General features: G+C 31.0%; 13 protein-coding genes. 9 read left to right on the plus strand and 4 right to left on the minus strand.

Annotated elements, in window-relative coordinates; genetic code table 11:
• Nucleotides 1-57 precede the first annotated feature (57 nt).
• Nucleotides 58-2,757: a porin family protein gene (locus tag EV195_RS12875; RefSeq protein ID WP_132795374.1), complete on the plus strand. Its 2,700-nt coding sequence runs from the start codon at nucleotides 58-60 to the stop codon at nucleotides 2,755-2,757.
• A 238-nt stretch (nucleotides 2,758-2,995) separates the two neighbouring features.
• Here the strand turns inward: EV195_RS12875 and EV195_RS12880 are convergent, their stop codons facing one another.
• Nucleotides 2,996-3,985, minus strand: a complete 990-nt coding sequence (locus EV195_RS12880) for a hypothetical protein (RefSeq protein WP_132795375.1) — start codon at nucleotides 3,983-3,985, stop codon at nucleotides 2,996-2,998.
• A 105-nt stretch (nucleotides 3,986-4,090) separates the two neighbouring features.
• A complete protein-coding gene (locus tag EV195_RS12885; protein WP_132795376.1) occupies nucleotides 4,091-4,717 on the minus strand; it encodes a 4'-phosphopantetheinyl transferase family protein in 627 nt (208 codons plus the stop codon).
• A 62-nt stretch (nucleotides 4,718-4,779) separates the two neighbouring features.
• Here EV195_RS12885 and ahcY point away from each other — a divergent pair, with 62 nt between their 5' ends.
• The gene (gene ahcY, locus EV195_RS12890) at nucleotides 4,780-6,096 is read left to right on the plus strand and encodes an adenosylhomocysteinase (protein ID WP_132795377.1); all 1,317 of its coding nucleotides are present in this window, start codon (nucleotides 4,780-4,782) and stop codon (nucleotides 6,094-6,096) included.
• A gap of 52 nt (nucleotides 6,097-6,148) precedes the next feature.
• Here the strand turns inward: ahcY and EV195_RS12895 are convergent, their stop codons facing one another.
• Nucleotides 6,149-8,551: a T9SS type B sorting domain-containing protein gene (locus tag EV195_RS12895; RefSeq protein WP_132795378.1), complete on the minus strand. Its 2,403-nt coding sequence runs from the start codon at nucleotides 8,549-8,551 to the stop codon at nucleotides 6,149-6,151.
• 323 nt (nucleotides 8,552-8,874) lie between these two features.
• Here EV195_RS12895 and EV195_RS12900 point away from each other — a divergent pair, with 323 nt between their 5' ends.
• The 6 genes from EV195_RS12900 (at nucleotide 8,875) to EV195_RS12925 (ending at nucleotide 15,200) form a co-directional block, all read left to right on the plus strand.
• On the plus strand, nucleotides 8,875-10,242 hold the full coding sequence (locus tag EV195_RS12900) for a hypothetical protein (RefSeq protein ID WP_132795379.1): 1,368 nt from the start codon (nucleotides 8,875-8,877) through the stop codon (nucleotides 10,240-10,242).
• A gap of 204 nt (nucleotides 10,243-10,446) precedes the next feature.
• Nucleotides 10,447-11,574: a DUF2891 domain-containing protein gene (locus EV195_RS12905; protein WP_132795380.1), complete on the plus strand. Its 1,128-nt coding sequence runs from the start codon at nucleotides 10,447-10,449 to the stop codon at nucleotides 11,572-11,574.
• A 113-nt stretch (nucleotides 11,575-11,687) separates the two neighbouring features.
• Nucleotides 11,688-12,920: an Nramp family divalent metal transporter gene (locus EV195_RS12910; RefSeq protein WP_132795381.1), complete on the plus strand. Its 1,233-nt coding sequence runs from the start codon at nucleotides 11,688-11,690 to the stop codon at nucleotides 12,918-12,920.
• Nucleotides 12,910-13,638: a 5-oxoprolinase subunit PxpA gene (pxpA, locus tag EV195_RS12915; protein WP_132795382.1), complete on the plus strand. Its 729-nt coding sequence runs from the start codon at nucleotides 12,910-12,912 to the stop codon at nucleotides 13,636-13,638. Before EV195_RS12910 ends, pxpA begins: the two co-directional genes overlap by 11 nt.
• Entirely contained in the window at nucleotides 13,631-14,359 is a 729-nt protein-coding gene (gene pxpB / locus EV195_RS12920) for a 5-oxoprolinase subunit PxpB (protein WP_132795383.1), read from the plus strand. Before pxpA ends, pxpB begins: the two co-directional genes overlap by 8 nt.
• Complete coding sequence (locus EV195_RS12925; protein WP_132795384.1) at nucleotides 14,352-15,200, plus strand: 5-oxoprolinase subunit C family protein; 849 nt, start codon at nucleotides 14,352-14,354, stop codon at nucleotides 15,198-15,200. Before pxpB ends, EV195_RS12925 begins: the two co-directional genes overlap by 8 nt.
• Before the next feature lie 53 nt (nucleotides 15,201-15,253).
• Here the strand turns inward: EV195_RS12925 and EV195_RS12930 are convergent, their stop codons facing one another.
• Nucleotides 15,254-16,258, minus strand: a complete 1,005-nt coding sequence (locus tag EV195_RS12930; protein ID WP_132795385.1) for a TlpA family protein disulfide reductase — start codon at nucleotides 16,256-16,258, stop codon at nucleotides 15,254-15,256.
• A gap of 128 nt (nucleotides 16,259-16,386) precedes the next feature.
• Here EV195_RS12930 and dnaE point away from each other — a divergent pair, with 128 nt between their 5' ends.
• Nucleotides 16,387-20,721, plus strand: a complete 4,335-nt coding sequence (gene dnaE / locus EV195_RS12935) for a DNA polymerase III subunit alpha (RefSeq protein WP_132795386.1) — start codon at nucleotides 16,387-16,389, stop codon at nucleotides 20,719-20,721.
• Nucleotides 20,722-20,925 lie beyond the last annotated feature (204 nt).

Consider the following 20,925-nt stretch of genomic DNA (forward strand, 5'->3'; position numbering starts at 1 on the left):
TCATTTAATATTATATTGAAAATTAAATTTTATTATAAATTGTTTTTTTTACCCAACTTGAGTTCAATTAAATATAAAATTAGTATTATTTTTTTTGTTTTTTTTTACTTAACAAATTCATCCCAAACTATTATCAAAGGAAATGTTAAAGACATTGAGACAAATATAGTAGGGCATGGTGTAATCTTACTAAAAGAGATTGACACAAATATTATAAAGGCATATAAAGCAATAGATAAAAATGGTAATTATAAGATTGAATACTCAAGCTCTGAAAATGATTTTTTTTTAGAAGTAATTGCTTTAGGTTATAAAAAAAATATTCTTCTTTTAGATGAGATAAAGCAGAATCAAATAAATATACATAATTTTATTTTAACTTCAGAGAGTCTTCAACTCAATGAAGTTATAGTGGACTCTAGTCCTATAAAAATTAAAAAAGACACAATTATATATACTGCTAGTAAATTTATACAAGGTAACGAAGAAAATGTAGAGGATTTACTACGAAAAATACCTGGCGTTTTTGTAGATAAAGATGGGAAAATAAAGTACGGTAAACAAGAAATTGAAAAAGTCTTGATTGATTATGAAGATTTGTTTGATAAAGGATATAAGCTATTAACAAAGACTATGCCTGTAAAACCTATTGAAAAAATAGAAGTCTTAAAAAATTATACAAATAATACTTTACTAAAAGATATAGAAAAAACTAATAAAGTAGCGTTAAATCTTAAACTTAATGATGAGTATAAAAGATTATGGTTTGGTAATATAGAAAGTAATACCAGCGTTGCTAGCGAAAATAGTTTTTACAATCTTACAGGCAATCTTATGAATTTTGCAAAAAAAAATAAACATTATCTTTTAGCAAATTTTAATAACACTGGTTTTGAAACTATTGGAGATGTAGCGGAACTTATGAGTTCTACAGAGTTTGAAGGTTATCTTGATGATGAAGATAACCAAAAACGATTACTTGAGATAAAAAAACCTATAACTTTTTTTTCTGGTGAAAGAACAAATTTTAATGATTCTGAACTTATTTCTAGCAGTTCAATTTTCAATTTTTCTGAAGAAACAAAACTAAAAACAGTATTATTTGTTAATACTGATGAAAATTTTTTCTCAAAAAATATACTTAATGAAGTAAATACTGAATTAATTAATTTTTCTAATAGAGAGGATAGTAAGATTGTTAGTAATAAAAGAAGTTTTTTAGGAAAACTAGAATTTACAAGTAAACTTAGTCCTTTCAAAGAAAATGTAACAATTAGAAGTGCATTTAAAAAAGGTTTTTTAGAAAATGCTTCATCTATATTATTTAATGACTCAAATAATATAGATGAGGATTTGAACAATGAAGATAAACTTTTTGATTTAGATGTTCAATACACAAATAAAATTAATAAAAAAACAGCATTAGTTCTAAAGTTAAATTATCACACAGAAAAAGTATCTCAGGTTTATAATATTAATAGGCAGATATATGATAATATTTTTTCAAATACTCAGGGCATAGATAGTCTTAAGCAATTTAGTAATATCGAAACTGTTCTGTATCATTTTAACGCTAATTTTCTTGTTAGAAAATCAAACAACCATTATTTCAAATTTAATCTTGGAAATAAATATAAAATAGATAAACTTCAAACTGAACTAGAGCTTTTAAAAAATAATTTATCAATAAAGCCAGAAGGATTTAATAATAATTTGAATTTAGTTTTAAACGAACTTTACCTAGAAAATAGTTACACTTTAAAATATGATACATTTGAGGTTGATACAAATATCAATATATATCTATTAAACAGTTTGTTTAGATTAATAAATGAAGAGGAAAATGTAAATAATTTTATTTTTGTCAATCCCAAGATTGATTTTAATTGGAATATAAATAAAAGAAACATCTTAAATTTTTCTTTTCTTTTCAGTACTCAAAAAACGGAAATTGCAGATATTTATTCGAATTCTATTAATACAAGTTTTCGAAATTTTTCTAATGGCACTGGTTCTTTTAATTTACTTAATGCTTCCAGAGCTTCTTTAACATATGAGTTTGGAAATCCTTATGATAAGTTTACAACTTTGTCTAATTTATCAATCGTAAAACAGCATGATTACTTTTCTACAAATACAATTATAAATCAAAATTATTATCAAACAAATAAAGTTTTGTTTAAAGATAGGGTGAATATAGATTTTTACAATCATATAGAGTATTATTTTCGGTTAATTTCCAGTAACTTACGTTTAGGGGTAGAGTATTCTGAAAGTAACTATCAAAATATTTTAAATAATTCATTAGTAAGAGACATAAATACTGAAAGTTATAAATACAATATAGAGTTACGTTCTGCTTTTAAAAGCAATGTATTCAATTATCATATTGGTACAAGTATTACAAATACTGATGTTAAAACGTTTATTAGGAATTCATATAAGACATATAATAGTTTTTTTAATATTTATTTTAGTCCTATTAAAAGGATTGATGTAGGCATCAATTCTTTACATTATTACTTAAGTAGTAACATTTCTAACAGTAATACTTTCTTTTTAGATTTTGATATAAAATATAGTCTATTTAAAGATAAAATTAATTTAGGTCTAGTAGGGAAAAATATTTTCAACAATAAGAGCTATGAAGAAATTACTATAACAGATAATTTTTTCTCTACTCTTAATTATAATTTATTGCCGAGATATGTGCTTTTGAAACTAGATTATAAATTTAAGTTTTTTAAAATTAATTAAGATTTCACCTCACTACTTTACGGTATATATGAAAAAGTTATGTAAGTTTTTTATTAGTTTAGTGTATCGAAAAATTTATTGTGGAGTAACTGTAATATAACAACTTCCGATGGTTATATAGCGGTTTTATAGTTTTTTTAAAAAAAATAAATAGTCTTCAAAATTATCTTGAAGCGGAGTAAGCGTTAACTCTACTGATATTTTCATTGATTAGTATTTCCGACAAAAATAAAGACTATTATTCAAATAGTTTTTTCAGGTTTCCTTTTGAGGTTTTTTTCATGTTCAAAATAACCTCTGAATTATTTGCAATAGAATTTAAACTTATTTCATCATAGAATGTTCCTTCTAAATTTTCACCAATGGCGATTAGTTTAACTTTTCCAACTATTGGGACTTCTGGAAAGAATAAAAGATCATTCGTAACTGAATAGCTAATAAATGAATTTAGATTTTTGTAAATGATATAAATATTAAAACCTGAAAAGTTTATATTTTCCTTAATTCTAAATGAAATTTGTTTCTCGGGGTTAACTAATTTATCAATGTTAATCCATCTGTCTTTTATATTTGTTAGAATAAATGAATTACTTTCACTAATTAATTCATATCGTATTTTTTCATTTCTCGCTATTTTCTCTCTCCACTTTTTTTCTCGGTTAGTAAAAGTTTCAAGGGAGTCTGAAGGAATTATAATTCTTGTACTAATTCCGCCGCTTAAGTATAATTCAAAATATGCAAAATTTTGATTAGTTATATTCCATTTGATATTTGTTATAGAATCTTTATCCGATAAGAAAATATCATTGTTTTTAAGTTTACCAGAAGGAGGGTAAACCAATAGTTTTTGGCCTTCTCGAATTTCAAGTTCTTTTCCGTTAGAAGTAAATTTAATTTTTAAGACTCCCGATGTTTCTAATAATTCATCTTTCGTTGTTATTGTAGGTATATTTCGATAAAGAATTTCTTTAAAATCGTATAATTCAATTAATTCTAATTGAATAGGGTCTTTGTAAATAGTATCAAAAAGTTCTCTATAGTAAATAATTTTTGTACCGTGTTTTCCAATAATTGTTTTATACTCTAAAGTATCTAAATCAAAAAACTGTGGCTTTTCAGTTTGAAAACTTTCTAAATGGTTTTCTGAAACAAATGGTTCTAATTTGTCTGTTTTACAGTTGAAGAATAAAATTGTTATACTAACTAATAATAAGTATTGTAATTTCATAGTAATTTAGTTTTTAAGTTTTGAAGGACAACAAATCAAAACTCATACCAAAAACCTTTATCTTTTGTTTTCTCTCTTCTCTCTTCTCTCTTCTCTCTTCTCGATTTAGAGAGCATACACACACGTAAAATCCTCTATTTCTTCAAAGTGAACATTATATTCGGTAGTTGTTCCTTCGTACAATATTTTTCCAGAGGTAGTATCGGTATCAAAAGAGAAATCCTCAATATAAATATGATCTAAGAAAAGCAGTTTTTTCTTTCCATAAATCTTATATAAACTTTCTTTTGCTCCCCAAACAATGGTTAATTTACTCACTAAGGCATCATGATTAGCAATCGATTTGTATTCTTCAATTGGGGTAAATTTATGAGCAATTTTCACAATTTTATCACGACGCTTTTCAATGTCTATACCTACTTTAGTATCTTTTGAAATGATTAATGCTGAAAAAATAAACGAATGTGTAATGGATAAGTTTGTGCCATCTTTTAAATGTGGTTTACCAAACTCATCATAAAACAAATCACTATCAGAATAACCAACTTCTTTTAACAAATGACGTACACTTAAAAAACCTCTTTGATGTATTTCTGACTTCATTTGAGACACACGATCAGTACTTTGTGTAGTCAACTCAATTCCTTGGGAAAGTTCTTCAAAAGACTCTTCAATCTTCCAAATCAAAACTTTAGAATGCTTGTTAATATTGATTGTTTTATATAGAGGCATGATTTCGAAAGTTATTTTGTAATTTTGCAACTCAAATCAGAATAAAATAAATATACAAAAATATGAGCACAAAAACCGCTGCGTATGTTCCTTACAAAGTTAAAGATATTTCTTTAGCAGATTGGGGAAGAAAAGAGATAGAATTGGCAGAAGCTGAAATGCCAGGTTTAATGAGTTTACGTGAAGAATACAAAGAGGAGCAACCTTTAAAAGGAGCAAGAATTGCAGGATGTTTACACATGACGATTCAAACTGCGGTTTTAATTGAAACGTTACAAGCTTTAGGAGCAGAAGTTACTTGGAGTTCTTGTAATATTTTTTCTACACAAGATCAAGCTGCTGCTGCAATTGCTGCTGCTGGAACTCCAGTATATGCTTGGAAAGGAATGAATGAAGAGGAATTCGATTGGTGTATTGAGCAAACATTATTTTTTGGAGAAGATCGCAAGCCATTAAACATGATTTTAGATGATGGTGGAGATTTAACAAATATGGTTTTAGATAAATACCCTGAGTTAGCGCCAGGAATTAAAGGTTTATCTGAAGAAACTACAACAGGGGTTCACCGTTTATACGAAAGAGTAAAGAATGGTACGTTACCAATGCCAGCAATCAACGTAAACGATTCTGTTACTAAATCTAAATTTGATAACAAATACGGATGTAAAGAATCTGCTGTAGATGCAATTCGTCGTGCTACAGATGTTATGTTAGCTGGTAAAAGAGTTGTTGTTTGTGGATATGGAGATGTTGGAAAAGGAACTGCAGCTTCTTTCCGTGGAGCGGGATCTATCGTAACTGTAACTGAAATTGATCCAATATGTGCGTTACAAGCTGCAATGGACGGTTTTGAAGTAAAGAAATTAGAAACTGTTGTAGGTAAAGCTGATATTGTTATTACTACTACAGGTAACAAAGATATCGTTCGTGCAGAGCACTTCGAAGCAATGAAGGACAAAACAATCGTTTGTAACATTGGTCACTTCGATAATGAAATCGATATGGCTTGGTTAAACGGAACGTATGGAGCTTCTAAAATTGAAATCAAACCTCAGGTTGATAAATACAATGTAAAAGGAAACGATATCATCGTTTTAGCAGAAGGACGTTTAGTAAACTTAGGATGTGCAACTGGTCACCCAAGTTTTGTAATGTCTAACTCATTTACAAACCAAACGTTAGCGCAAATCGAGTTATGGAATAATGCTGATGCGTATAAGAATGATGTATATATGTTACCAAAACACTTAGATGAAAAAGTAGCAAAATTACATTTAGCTAAGATTGGTGTTGAATTAACAGAATTACGTAAAGACCAAGCTGATTATATTGGTGTAACTGTTGATGGGCCATTCAAGCCAGAACATTATAGATACTAAAAATTTAACCTTTTAGATAACTAAAAATCCTGCAACTTAGTTGCAGGATTTTTTATTTTCTTAATAGACTAAAATGTCCTTTAATTTCTCTGTTTTTCCCAAAAACATCTACTAGATTTATAAAAAACCAATAATCGTTTGAGGGAGCAATATCTCCATTATAAGTTCCATCCCAAAAAGGTTTTTCTGGAGGTAGGATAGCAATTGTATTTCCAAACCTATTATATATATAAATGTTACCACTTGTATAAAATGTAGGGCTTAACCCTTCTATAGACCATACGTCATTTTTTCCATCATTGTTAGGAGTGAAAAAAGTAGGAATACTTAATAAAGAAACTTCTTGAGTTTCAAGATTACATCCAAATTTATCTCTTATCGATATAGTATATATTCCAATATTTAGATTTTCAAATAAAGGATTATCTTGAAAAGATACTAGAACATTATTTTCTGAATCTAACAAACTAAATTCAAAATTGTATTCATCAGAATTTTCTATGATAATTTGGATGGAGTTGTTATCTGAATTATCGATAATTTCAGTAGTATATTTAATAGAACTACTTACAATTAGATTTATTTCGGTATATGCTGCACATCCATTATTATTTTCTACTCTTGCCCATACAGTATCTGTATTGGGAATTTCATTTTCATAGGAAGTGAAATTTTGAATTTCATCAAGGTTTTCTTTGGCTTTTTCAAGAGATTCAAAATAGCTTATATTAAAATTACTTGAATTATCAACTATATGTTGATTTGCATCTGTTAGATTAAAAGGAGCAATACCATTGTCGTTTGAATCACAGTTTCTTAGCGTAACTATTTCATTAATTTCTGGATTTTCAAAAACTTCAAAAGTGATATTTGAAGAACAACCGTTTTTGGTAGTATAAGTTATTTCTGCGGTACCAGGAGTAATTGTGGTAATATTTCCAGTATTATCAATACTAAGGACAGACGTGTTTGAGGAGGTCCAAGGAGTTGTTTCGTTTGGAGTACTTAAGCTAGATAATTGAATATTTTGATTCATACATGCTGTTCTAGGGCCTATAATTGATGGAGCTCCTACTGTGAGATGTATTGGGTTGCTTTGAATGCAATTGTCTAAAGATTCTATTAAAAGTCGATATTCTGAACTATTGATTAATGTGTTAGGAAGAATACAATTTATGATTCCATCATTATTTGTAGTAATGGTTCCGAGATTAATAGAATTGGTAAAACTTCCGTTTTCGTCACTTAAAACGGCAGTCCAAGTTGTATTGGAATTGAATATTCCTGATAAAGTAAAAGATACATCAAAAGAGTCTCCAGCACACAATTCTAGTTGAGGGTTAGGTTCTATTAATTCAATGTTTTTTAATAAATCATCATAAACGGTTAAGAAGATTTGTCCGTTTTGTTCATAAACAACAACAATATTGTCGGTAGTAGGACTTCTTGCAATGTTATGACTACTACCATTAGCCACCAAAATAGGTGTATTAAAAGTAGCTCCTTGATCTGTACTAACATTAAGCATTAAGTCTCCGTTATCTTCTCTATAACCATCAATTAAAGTTCCTTTATTATCGGCATATAAAGTTCTACCCTCTGAAGTTATAGTGTTATTACCTAAAGTAATTTCTGTTGTATTTCCTGTTTCTACATCAATTTTATAGCCTAAAGTTTCTGAGGGACTAATATTTCCGCCACCTACAAAAATAAAAGTTCCACATGGCCCATCACTAAGAGCATAACTAGAAAAAAATACTAGCCCCGGAGGATTTAAATTAATATTTGTTAGTGAAGCTCCCTGATTTACACTTTCAAACAAAACTAAATTAGGATCATCCATAGGTAAGTAAACGTTGCCATTTTGGTCTGTTAACACATCAGCATATACCATAACACGTCCAGTAGAAGTAGTATTGAATGCGCCAATACCATTGTTACTATTGTAATAAAGAGTTGTTCCAGATTGATCAGTCAAATACACATTGTTCTGACGTGTAGACATATGAACACTTGAGCTAAAAGTATTTCCAATTACTTGAGAAGTATCAAAGGAATTTCCTCCATCAATACTAGAAAAGAGATTTATTTGACCATTATCAATCCAAGCAACAAAAACAGTTCCTTGATCATTTATAGCCAGCTCAGGTTCTGCATTATTTGCCGCACTTACTAGTATACTTGGTAAAAAACTCTGACCTCCATTAGTGCTTTTACTTAATCTAATTTCTGAGAGGGTAGCATATACTACAAATATATTTCCATTCATATCTATAGCTACATTTCTACTAGTGTTTGCGCTCCCTATATTGTTTGAAAAGCCATTATCACTAACAGGTGTTCCCGAGAATAAAGGTGTTTGAGCAAAAGTACTATTGAAAAATAAAGAGAAAAATAAAATAAAATAAATTTTAGCTAAAGATATTCTCCTAAGAATTCCTTTTTCAGTTTCCATAATAGCAAATTATTTTTTCACGAAAGTAATAATTTAGTCTCTTGTTTCCAAAATAGATCGCTTTAAATAAAGCAAATAAAACTGGTCTCCAATTAGCTAAGTTAATTAATGATTAAGATAAATATTTCGTAGTTATTGTTGAAAGTTCATATAGACCTGAACACTACAAATATTAAGATTCAAAGCTTATTAGATTAAAAATAAAGACTCGCTTTTAGCGGGTCTTTTTTATTGATTTTTATATATTTGCGGAAAATTTGCTATGTAAAAAAACGGGAACTTCATCTAGCTATATACAATTACATTTTAAAACTTTATTATTAATGAAAAAGACAATTTTAACATTTGTATTACTATGTTCTATAACAGTAATAAATGCTCAATGGACAAATACAGGAGATAACACTACCTCAGGAAAGGTAACAGCAAAAGAGTATAATTTTCCTAATGAGTATTTTGATTTCTCAAAAATGCCAAGAACTCAAATATCTCCAATGAGTATAAAATTATTTGATGATTATAATACATATAGACCTGGAGGATCTTCGCCAGATAATAATGCTTATGGTACTTTACTTGCAATTAATGGACGTGCAAGTCATTGGGAGAATAATATCTACTTCGGTGCTGTTTCTCAAAAGATGTACTTTAGGATAAGTAAATATGCACTACACACAGCAGAAAACGGTGTTCAAGGAGATTATAATAACTGGAGAACTTTACTAGATAATATGAGTGATGTAAAATCCTCAAAGTTGTTGAAAATTGAGGGAAATGGACTCAATTATTTTTCTAATGGTAATTTAAGTGTTGGTACAACTACTTCTAAAGGAAGACTACACGTAAATGGAAGTATATATTCTCAGATAGGAGAAGGGTTTAAACTTTTCGGAGACCCAGATTACTTTGGGCAGTATAAAGATGGAATTATCTTTCAAATGGAGGATGTTAATGCAACTAATGGTAATACAGATGGAGGTTTTGTATTCAGAGGACATACTCCTACAGATGGACTCTCAAAAGAATGGATGGTTATTAAAACAGGAGGAAATGTTGGAATTGGAACAACTACTCCAGATTCAAAATTAGATGTTGCAGGAGTAATTACTTCTAGAAGTGAATTAAGATCTAAAATGTCAAATCCAGCTATATTACTTGATGAAACTGATGTCCCTGATAAAAATTGGCACATACAAGTAAATGGTGGAGATCTTAAATTTTATCAAGTAAACGATGCGCGTTCTAGTTGGAGTCAAAAAATGCTTTTAACTTCTGATGGAAAACTAGGTATCGGTACAACTACAGTTCCTTCTAATTTTAAATTAGCTGTGGCTGGTAAAATGATTTCTGAAGAAGTAACGGTTAAATTACAATCAACTTGGCCAGACTACGTTTTTACTAATACTTATAAATTACCAACTTTAGAAGAAGTTGAACAACAAATTTCTAAAAATGGTCATTTAGCTAATATTCCTTCTGCGGAGGAAGTAGAGAAAAATGGAATTGAATTAGGAGAAATGAACAAAAAATTGTTGGAAAAAATAGAAGAGTTAACCTTATATACAATTCAACAGCAAAAAGAAATTAAGGCCTTAAAAAAGCAAGATTCAAAACTTGAAAAATTAGAGAAAGAGAATCAAGAACTAAAAGATAGACTTAGCAAAATAGAAGAAATGTTAAGTAAGAAATAAACAAAAAAGCTCGCTAATAGCGAGCTTTTTTGTTTAAACCCATTAGATTTCATTACATTTATAACAACCAATTTATATGTAGATGAAACGAGCATAAATTTTCTTCATTTTAAATTATATAATATTTAATGATTAAAATTTATGGGAGTTCCTGAATGTATTCAATTTTTTTGAACATTCAATAATCAAAAAAATCTTAAACAGATGAAATCTTTTTTTATATTCCTAGTTTCAATAGTTCTTATTTCTTGTGGACAAGCAGAAAAAACCGAGTCAAAAGAATTAAAAAGCAATACGATTGCTTCAACAGAAGTAATAGAAGTCGAAAGTTTATCCTTAACTCTTGAACAAGCCAATAAATTAGCAAGTTTACCTATTCATTGTATCAATGTTGAGTATCCGAATAAGTTAAATCAAACTATTGGAAGTGGAGAGGATTTAAAATCGCCTAAAGAATTGCATCCTGCATTTTATGGTTGTTTCGATTGGCATTCTTCTGTACACGGACATTGGAGTTTGGTAGCACTATTAAAACAGTTTCCAAATTTGGATAATGCAGAAACCATTAAAGCACAGTTGCTTCAAAATATTACCAAAGAGAACATAGAAAAAGAAGTAAAATACTTTTACGGAAAATATAATAAGAGTTACGAACGAACGTATGGTTGGGCATGGTTATTAAAATTAGCCGAAGAATTACATACTTGGGATGATGAAACAGCAAGAGTCATAGAAAAAAACTTACAACCGCTTACAGATTTGATTGTAGGAAAATACTTTGAGTTTTTACCAAAACTAAAATATCCAATTAGAGTAGGAGAACACACCAATACTGCATTCGGATTAACTTTTGCTTGGGATTATGCAAACACTGTTAGTAATACTGAACTAAAGTTGTTAATCGAAACGAGAGCAAAAGCATTTTATCTAAAAGATCAGAACTGTCCTTTGTCTTGGGAGCCAAGTGGGTTTGATTTTCTCTCACCGTGTTTACAGGAAGCGGCGATTATGAAACGAGTGTTATCTAAAGAGTTATTCGATGATTGGTTTGATAAATTTCTACCACAATTGAAAGATGTGAACTTTCAATTTCCAGTGGGAGAAGTTTCTGATAGAACAGATGGAAAATTAGTCCATTTAGATGGAGTAAATTTTTCAAGAGCTTGGGCATTGAATAAAATTATTGAAGGATCTCCAGAGTTAAATCATTTAAAGAGAATTGCTAATCAGCATATAGAATACTCATTACCGAATTTAGTTGGTGACAGTTACGAAGGAGGACATTGGTTAGGAAGTTTTGCTATTTATGCATTAAGTTCTTCAAGTAAATAAAACAATGTTGAATATAAAATTAAAAGTCTTTGATTCTCTGTGTCTTTGATGCTATTTACATCAGATAACGTTACTAACGTCAATTACATTTACCAAAAAATATCTCATAAACTATGAAGCTTATAAACTTCAGTCTTAAAAACATTGGTCCTGGAACTTTAGTTGCAGCAGCTTTTATCGGTCCGGGAACCGTTACCGTTTGTACATTGGCGGGTGTAAATTTCGGATTCGGTTTACTCTGGGCAATGCTTATTTCTATAGTTGCTACAATCTTCTTACAAGAAATGGCAGCTCGTTTAGGAATTATTTCTCAAAAAGGATTATCAGAAGTCATTCGAGAGGAAATTAAAAATCCGATATTCAGAAATGTTCTTGTTGTGCTAATCCTTGTTGCAATTGTAATTGGTAATTCATTATATGAAGCTGGAAATATTAGTGGAGGCGTTTTAGGTTTGGAAACTGTTTTTGGGAATCAATATTTTACGGTTGGGCCTTTACACGTAAATATTTTAAGTGTGTTAGTAGGTATCATTGCATTTGCATTATTGTACGTAGGTAACTACAAATTTCTAGAAAGAGTTTTAGTGTCATTGGTAATTATAATGAGCTTATCGTTTTTAATTACTGCTGTAATTACAAAACCAAATCTTGCAGCAATTCTTAAAGGTTTGTTTATTCCAACACTTCCAGAAGATGGAATACTTACGGTAATAGCACTCATTGGAACTACTGTTGTGCCGTATAATTTATTTTTACATGCTTCATTAGTAAAAGAAAAGTGGAATAAACCAGAAGATATTTCTAGTGTTAGAAAAGATACTATAGTTTCAATTGCACTGGGAGGACTAGTTTCAATGTCAATCATAATAGCAGCGGCAAGTATAAACTCAGAAACTATTTCTAATGTATCAGACTTGGCTAAAGGATTGGAACCATTATATGGAGCGTTTGCAAAATATTTTTTAGCGATTGGCTTGTTTGCTGCGGGAATCACTTCTGCTATTACAGCGCCATTGGCTGCGGCTTACGTTGCGAAAGGTTGTTTGGGTTGGACTGGTGGTTTACAATCTTCAAAGTTTAGAAGAGTTTGGATTTTCATTCTAATCCTTGGAATTTTGTTTTCTTCTTTAGGAATCAAACCTATCCAAATTATAAAAGTAGCACAGGTTGCTAATGGATTGTTGTTGCCATTAATAGCTGGAATTTTACTTTGGGTAATGAATAAAGAGTCCGTTTTAGGAAAGTATAAGAATACCAAATTGCAAAACTTTATTGGATTGTGTTTACTTGTGTTTACAATTTTTCTTGGATTAAAAAGTATTCTAAAAGTTTTAAATGTTTACTAAACAAATAGATATTAATTGTGATGTTGGAGAAGGATTAAATAACGAACGCTATTTAATACCTTATCTAGATTCTTGCAATATTGCTTGTGCTGCACATGCGGGAAGCAAGGAAGTTATTGAAGAGGTAATTGACTTAGCCAAAGAGTATAAAGTTAAAATTGGAGCACATCCATCGTTTCCGGATCGCGAAAATTTTGGAAGAAAAGTGATGGATATTCCGATTGCAGATTTAAAACTTAGTATTCGAAATCAAATTGATTTAGTAAAAACCATAACTGAGAAAAATAATTTAAAACTTCATCATGTGAAGCCACATGGAGCGTTGTATAATATTGCTGCTAAAGAGAAAAGTTATGCAGAAATTATTGTTGATGAATTAATGCGATTAGAGTATGCTGTTTATTTATACGCTCCTTATAATTCTGTTATTGCAAGTTTGGCAAAAGAGAAAGGCGTTCAAGTTAAATTAGAAGCTTTTATAGATAGAAATTATAATGATGATTTATCATTAGTTTCAAGAACACTTTCGAACGCAATCATTACTGAGAAGGAATCAGCTTGGAAACAGTTAAAGGGAATGCTAGAAAATGAAGAATTAATTTCTATTCAAGGAAATTTAGTACATATAAAAGCAGATACGTTTTGTGTTCATGGAGATCATGAGAATGCAGTTGAATTACTCCAGTTTATAAGAAAGCAGCTTCCAAAGTATGACTAACGATGTTCAATACAAACCTTTTGGAGATAGTGCTATTTTAATTACTTGGGAGAATACAATCGCCCCTGAAATTATAAGAAATATCAATAACTTCAAGGATATCATATTTCATCAAAAAAAAGAACAACTTGTAGATTTTATAATAGGTTACAATTCATTGTTACTAAAGTATAAAGTTAGTTTTAACTTCTATGATGAGGTTCAGGAGTTAGAAGAACTCTACAAACTAACCGATAACAATCATCAAGTTTCAGCAGTGCGTTGGGAAATTCCAGTTTGTTATGATGTCGAGTTTGGTTTCGATATTGAGAGTTTATCAAGAGAGTTGAAATTAACTGTTGAAGAAGTTATCAAAAAACATACTGCTGTTGACTATACAGTTTACTTCATTGGATTTCTACCAGGCTTTCTGTATTTAGGTGGCTTAGATGACGATTTAGAAATCAATAGAAAAGCAACTCCGATTTTAAATGTGCCAAAAGGTTCTGTTGCAATAGGGGGAAAACAAACGGGAATCTATCCTCAGGAAAGCGCTGGAGGTTGGCATATTATTGGAAGAACTCCTGTGAACTTTTTTAATGTAGAAAATAAGGTTCCATGTTTTGTAAAATCAGGAGATAAAGTACAGTTTAAACCTATTAGTAGAGAAACATACGAACAGTTAGAAATTGATATTTCATTAAAACAGTATGAAATAGTTAAAAAGAGTATTCATGATTAAGATTATTTCTCCTGGAATTTTAACGTCAATTCAAGATTTGGGTAGAGTAGGACACGCACATTTTGGTATACCAACTTCAGGAGCGATGGATAAGCAATCTCATCAATTGGCAAATGCTATTTTAAATAATGAAAAAAATGCGGCTACGCTAGAAATTACCTATGGAAATGTAAAGTTTGAGTTTTTACAAGCTTGTGAAATCTGTATTACTGGAGCGAATTTCTCACCTGAAATAAACGGAAATACTATAGCTCTAAATAAAAGAGTTGCAGTTAACAGAGGAGCGGTTTTTACTTTAGGAAAAAGAGTTTATGGATTAAGAACATATCTGGCTATTCAAGGTGGAATTAATTCTGAAACGATATTTGGGAGTAGAAGTTTTTATGAAGGAATCACAACAAAATCAAATATTAAAAAAGGAGATATAATTGAGGTATTCAATTCGAATAAAAGAACTTCAAGTAATAATTACTCACGATTTAAAGTTGACTTAGAATATTTTATTAGTTCAGTAATAGAATGTTATCAAGGACCAGAGTTTGATTTACTAACAGATGAACAACAAAAAAAACTTCTAAATACACAATTCACCATATCTCCTAAGAATAGTAGAATGGGGTATATGCTAACCGAAAAAATTGAAAATCAATTACCTTCTATATTATCATCAGGAGTGCTTCCAGGAACAGTGCAATTAACACCATCAGGTGAATTAATTGTATTAATGAGAGATTGCCAAGTTACTGGAGGATATCCTAGAGTTTTGCAATTAACAGAAAGTGCAATAAATCGTTTAGCACAGAAAACAACTGGAGAGAAAGTAATTATAAATTTGATTTAAACAAAAAAACACCTGGAAAGAGGTGTTTTTAGTGTTTTAAAATAGTTTAGAACTTATATTTCTAATGAATTAAATAATTCAACTAGTTTAGGGTCAGAAGGTCTTGGTGCATCAGGACTTACAATGTTTCCATCAGGGTCAATTAGAATAAAACGTGGAATAGAACTAATTCTGTAAGCCTGAGAAAAGCTTTTATCCTCATTCGCATACAATTGAATTCCACCTAAATTTTTCTCTTCAACCATGTCAGTCCATGTAAAATAATCATCTCTTTTATCAATAGAAATACTTACAAACTGAATGTTTTTGTCGTGATATTTTTCCTCTAATTTTTGCAAAGCAGGTATTTCCGCTAAGCAAGGATTACACCAAGTAGCCCAAACATCAATGTATACATATTTACCTTTTAAATCTTCTAAAGAAACTGTTTCTCTATCTGGCTTTTCATAGTTCACAAATTTCGGAGCAACTTTACCTTTTGCTAATTCAGTTTTAATATACATTTTTTCATCATGCATTGCTTTAACTTGGTTTTCTAAAGCCTTGATGTTGTTTTTTTGCATTGAAACAAAAGCAGTATCAAGAGTTTTTTCACCTAAACGAGTTGTAAAATTCGATACATAACTATTTAATTTTTCGTCAAACTCCGCTTTAGGTAATTCAATCATAGCCATAACACCTTTGTTAAACTCCATTTGGTTAGCAGCAGTTTTTACCATAAAATTACTTTCCGAGGCACCTTTACCAGTGAAAACTACAGTGTTATTAAAATCACTTCCATCAGCATTCATTACAATTTCGTCTCCATTTCTAAAATATACTGTTGTATATTTTTTTCCATCGAATAAAGAGAAAAATCCATTATCTACTTTCAATGTATCTTTGAAAGCTCCATTTTCATCTAGCTTAATAACTTTTTTGTATCCTTTTTGACCGTTAGCAATTACAACAGAGTCAGAATTTTTATTCGTGATTTTTCCTGAGAAATTTACAAAATCATTTTTCTTACACGATGTTAGTACTAACATTGTTAAGAATACATACATTACATTCTTCATTATATATAAAATTAGGTTGAGTAAAAATAAGGGAAAATATTAAGAATCGTAAAAAATGAAATGATTTATCATGTTGCGAATAAATCGTAACTTTACTCCTTTAAAAATCACAAGAACTTTTTTGCTGAATGTATTTAATTTTTGATACAGAAACTACGGGTTTACCAAAAAGCTGGAATGCACCCATTACCGATACCGATAACTGGCCAAGAGCTATTCAAATAGCATGGCAGTTGCATGATGAAATGGGAAATTTAATTGAGCACAATGATTTCTTAATTAAAGCAGATGGTTTTAATATTCCTTTTGATGCAGAAAGAGTTCATGGAATTTCTACAGATTTAGCAAACGAACAAGGTATTCTTTTACAAGAAGGATTAGAATTGTTTAAAGAAGCTTTGTCAAAAGCAAAGTTTGTAGTAGGTCAAAATGTAGGATTTGATGTCAACATTATGGCATGTGAATTCTACCGATTAGGTATTGAAAATAATTTAGAAAGTTTACCTGTTTTAGATACTTGTACCGAGGAAACAGCAGCCATGTGTCAAATTCCGGGAGGTAGAGGAGGTAAGTTTAAATTACCAACGCTAACAGAATTACACGAGCATTTATTTGGAGTAGGATTTAACGAAGCACACAATGCGACAGCCGATGTAGAGGCTACAACTCGTTGTTTTTTAGAATTACTTCGTTTAAAACACTATCCAATTGAAAAATTGGATGTTCCTAAAGATTATTACGCTAAGTATTCAGAACAAAATCCGATGCCAATCCAACTTATTGGATTGAAGCATTTAAACCTGAAGGCAGAGAGTGATAAGATTAGAAAGCGTTTAGCAGCTGAATCCGAAGAGGTTACTACACGATCAACTTCTGAAGGTTTAGCAAAACTAGCAGAAGTACAATTTGCACATTTACATAACCATTCACAGTTTTCCGTTTTACAATCTACCATTCAAATACAAGAATTGGTAAATGCAGCGGCGAAAGATAATATGAGTGCGGTTGCCTTAACCGATACTGGAAATATGATGGCAGCCTTTCATTTTACATCGGTTGTAGCAAATTATAATAATTCTGCTGAAAATCCATTAAAACCAATCGTAGGTTGTGAGTTTTTTATCTGTGAAAATCATACGGATAAAACCAAAAAGGACAATGGTTACCAAGTTGTTTTACTAGCGAAAAATAAAAGAGGTTATCATAATTTGGCTAAAATGTCTTCTAAAGCTTTTGTGGATGGATTTTATTACGTTCCAAGAATCGATAAAGAAATTGTTAAGCAATATAAAGAAGACATCATTGTATTAACAGGAAACTTATATGGAGAAGTTCCTAACAAGATTTTAAATATAGGTGAAAAACAAGCTGAGGAAGCATTGTTGTGGTGGAAAGAAGAATTTGGTGATGACTTGTATATCGAGTTGATGCGTCATGGACAAGAGGATGAAAATGTTGTCAATAAAACGTTGCTTGAGTTTTCTAAAAAGCATAATATTAAAATTGTTGCAACCAACAATACCTTTTATTTAGAAAAAGAAGATGCCAATGCGCATGATATTTTATTATGTGTTAAAGATGGAGAAAAACAAGCAACTCCAATAGGTAAGGGTAGAGGATATCGTTATGGTTTACCTAATGAGGAATACTATTTTAAGTCTTCTGAAGAAATGAAAAAACTATTTGCTGACTTACCGGAAGCAATTAGTAATATTCAGGAAATAGTTGATAAAGTTGAAGCGTTTACTTTAGCCAGAGATGTATTATTACCTGCTTTTGATATTCCAGAGGAATTTCAAGATGAAAAAGATAATGAAGATGGTGGAAAGAGAGGAGAGAATAACTATTTACGACACCTAACCTATGAAGGTGCTAAAAAACGGTATGGAGAAATTACCGATAGTATACGAGATCGTTTAGATTTTGAGTTAGAAGTAATTGAAAAAACGGGATATCCTGGATACTTTTTAATTGTAGAAGATTTTATCCGCGAAGCCAGAAACATGGATGTTTCAGTTGGGCCAGGTCGTGGTTCTGCCGCAGGTTCGGTTGTTGCCTACTGTTTGTGGATTACCAATATAGACCCGATTAAATACGATTTACTTTTTGAGCGTTTCTTAAATCCTGAGCGTGTATCCATGCCCGATATTGATATCGATTTTGATGATGAAGGTAGAGGTAGAGTAATGGACTATGTAATTAAAAAGTATGGAGCTAATCAGGTAGCACAAATTATTACTTACGGTACCATGGCGGCTAAATCTTCTCTACGTGATACTGCCAGAGTACTAGATTTGCCTTTATTTGAAGCAGACCGAATTGCAAAGTTAGTTCCAGGCATTAAGCTCAAGAATATTTTTAGCGATGATGAAAAAAGTAAAGGAAAAGTCGCAGGTTTACGTTCAGAAGAAAAAGAAAATGTTGAAGAATTAAAATCTATTGCCTTAGGAGATGGTTTAGAAGCCAACACAATTAACCAAGCAGTAGTATTAGAAGGTTCTGTTCGTAATACTGGAATTCATGCCTGTGGTGTAATTATTACACCAGATGATATTACAAATTTCGTTCCTGTTTCGGTTGCGAAAGATTCTGATATGTATGTTACCCAGTTCGATAACTCGGTAGTAGAAAGTGCAGGATTATTAAAAATGGATTTCTTGGGGTTAAAAACACTAACCCTTATTAAAGATACAGTCAAGATTGTAAAAGCACGTCATGGTGTAGAGCTCGATCCAGAGAATTTTCCAATTGATGATGAAGAAACGTATGCATTGTTCCAAAGAGGAGAAACCGTTGGTATTTTCCAATATGAATCTCCTGGGATGCAAAAGTACATGCGAGAATTAAAGCCTACAGTGTTTGCCGATTTAATTGCCATGAACGCACTGTATCGTCCAGGACCTTTAGAATACATTCCTTCCTTCATTCGAAGAAAGCACGGTGACGAAGAAATTCAATATGATCTTCCTGCGATGGAAGAATACTTGGCAGAAACTTATGGTATTACGGTCTATCAGGAGCAAGTAATGTTGCTGTCGCAAAAGTTAGCAGATTTTACCAAAGGTGAGGCCGATGTATTACGTAAGGCAATGGGTAAAAAGCAAGCGGCGGTTCTTGCTAAAATGAAGCCAAAGTTTGTAGAGCAAGCCAAAGCTAATGGTCATGACGAAAAAGCGTTAGAGAAAATATGGAAAGACTGGGAAGCTTTTGCATCCTATGCCTTTAACAAATCGCACTCTACGTGTTATGCTTGGATTGCATATCAGACAGCCTATTTAAAAGCACATTATCCTGCGGAATATATGGCCGCGGTACTTTCTAATAATATGAATGATATTAAATCAGTATCCTTCTTTATGGAAGAGTGTAAACGTATGGGATTAGAAGTATTAGGACCAGATGTAAATGAATCGTATTCTAAGTTTTCTGTAAACAAAGATGGAGCCGTTCGTTTTGGAATGGCAGCTATCAAAGGAGTAGGAGGAGCGGCAGTTAGAGCTATTATTGAAGAGCGTAAAGAAAACGGACCGTATTCTTCTATTTTTGATGTAGCAAAACGAGTGGATTTACGTGTTGCCAATAAAAAAGCGTTTGAAGGTTTGGTGTTAGCGGGTGGTTTCGATTCGTTTACCGATACACACAGAGCACAATATTATGTTCAAGATGAAAAAGGACAGACATTTTTAGAAAGAGCGTTACGTTTTGGAAATAAATATCAAGAGAATTTAAATTCTTCTCAGGTATCATTATTTGGTGAAGCTAGTGATGTAGATTTGCCAGAGCCAACAATTCCTGAATGCAACACATGGGGAACTATGGAGTTGTTAGCGAAGGAAAAAGAAATGGTTGGGATGTATATTTCCGCACATCCGTTAGATGATTTTAAAAATGAATTAAAGTTTTGTAATGCCTCTGTAAGTCATTTTAAAGATTTACAAAAATATGAAGGTTTAGGACTTGCCTTTGGTGGTATTGTAACTGATGTACAGCATAGAGTTTCAAAAGCAGGAAAAGGTTGGGCGTCTTTTATCATTGAAGATTATAACGATAGTTTTGAGTTTAGAATTTTTGGTGAAGAGTATTTAAAGTTCAAACATTTCTTGGTGCCTAATTCTTTCTTGTATATCAAAGCGACTATAAAACCAGGTTGGACGAATAAAGAGGGTGTAAAAGGAGATCCGAGAGTTGGATTTACCGACTTTAGTTTACTGCACGATATCATGGAGAAAATGTGTAAAAAAATTACCATTAAAATGCCATTAGCAGAAGTAAAAGAAGATACTATTAAAAACCTACAGCATTTGTTTGTTACGAATTCTGGTTCGCATGGTTTACGTTTTGTAATTTATGATGTAGAAGAAAAGTTAGAGTTAGATGTGCCTAGTAGAACTACTAAAATAAAAATCACCAACGAGTTTTTAGCCGAATTAGACAAACAGCATATTAATTATAAGTTGAATTAGGTCGTTGATCAAAGTCCGAAGTTGGGAGCTTATGTCATTGCGAATGAAATGAAGCAATCTCAACTTCAAAATGAAAGATTACTTCGTTTTGTTACCAAACTAAATTTGGCACAAGCCTCGTAATGACGTTATTGTTGTTGTCATTGCGAACGAAATTCAATGAAGAGAAGCAATCTCTCGATTATAAGGAGCATGTCACTTCGA

It is taken from the genome of Tenacibaculum skagerrakense (assembly GCF_004345825.1).
Classification (GTDB): domain Bacteria; phylum Bacteroidota; class Bacteroidia; order Flavobacteriales; family Flavobacteriaceae; genus Polaribacter; species Polaribacter skagerrakensis.

Coding starts and splice junctions, on each gene's coding strand:
- ahcY (WP_132795377.1), top strand. CDS start 4,780: ATGAGCACAAAAACCGCTGCGTATGTTCCTTACAAAGTTAAAGATATT.
- EV195_RS12910 (WP_132795381.1), top strand. CDS start 11,688: ATGAAGCTTATAAACTTCAGTCTTAAAAACATTGGTCCTGGAACTTTA.
- EV195_RS12905 (WP_132795380.1), top strand. CDS start 10,447: ATGAAATCTTTTTTTATATTCCTAGTTTCAATAGTTCTTATTTCTTGT.
- pxpA (WP_132795382.1), top strand. CDS start 12,910: ATGTTTACTAAACAAATAGATATTAATTGTGATGTTGGAGAAGGATTA.
- EV195_RS12885 (WP_132795376.1), bottom strand. CDS start 4,717: ATGCCTCTATATAAAACAATCAATATTAACAAGCATTCTAAAGTTTTG.
- EV195_RS12930 (WP_132795385.1), bottom strand. CDS start 16,258: ATGAAGAATGTAATGTATGTATTCTTAACAATGTTAGTACTAACATCG.
- dnaE (WP_132795386.1), top strand. CDS start 16,387: ATGTATTTAATTTTTGATACAGAAACTACGGGTTTACCAAAAAGCTGG.
- pxpB (WP_132795383.1), top strand. CDS start 13,631: ATGACTAACGATGTTCAATACAAACCTTTTGGAGATAGTGCTATTTTA.
- EV195_RS12895 (WP_132795378.1), bottom strand. CDS start 8,551: ATGGAAACTGAAAAAGGAATTCTTAGGAGAATATCTTTAGCTAAAATT.
- EV195_RS12880 (WP_132795375.1), bottom strand. CDS start 3,985: ATGAAATTACAATACTTATTATTAGTTAGTATAACAATTTTATTCTTC.
- EV195_RS12925 (WP_132795384.1), top strand. CDS start 14,352: ATGATTAAGATTATTTCTCCTGGAATTTTAACGTCAATTCAAGATTTG.
- EV195_RS12900 (WP_132795379.1), top strand. CDS start 8,875: ATGAAAAAGACAATTTTAACATTTGTATTACTATGTTCTATAACAGTA.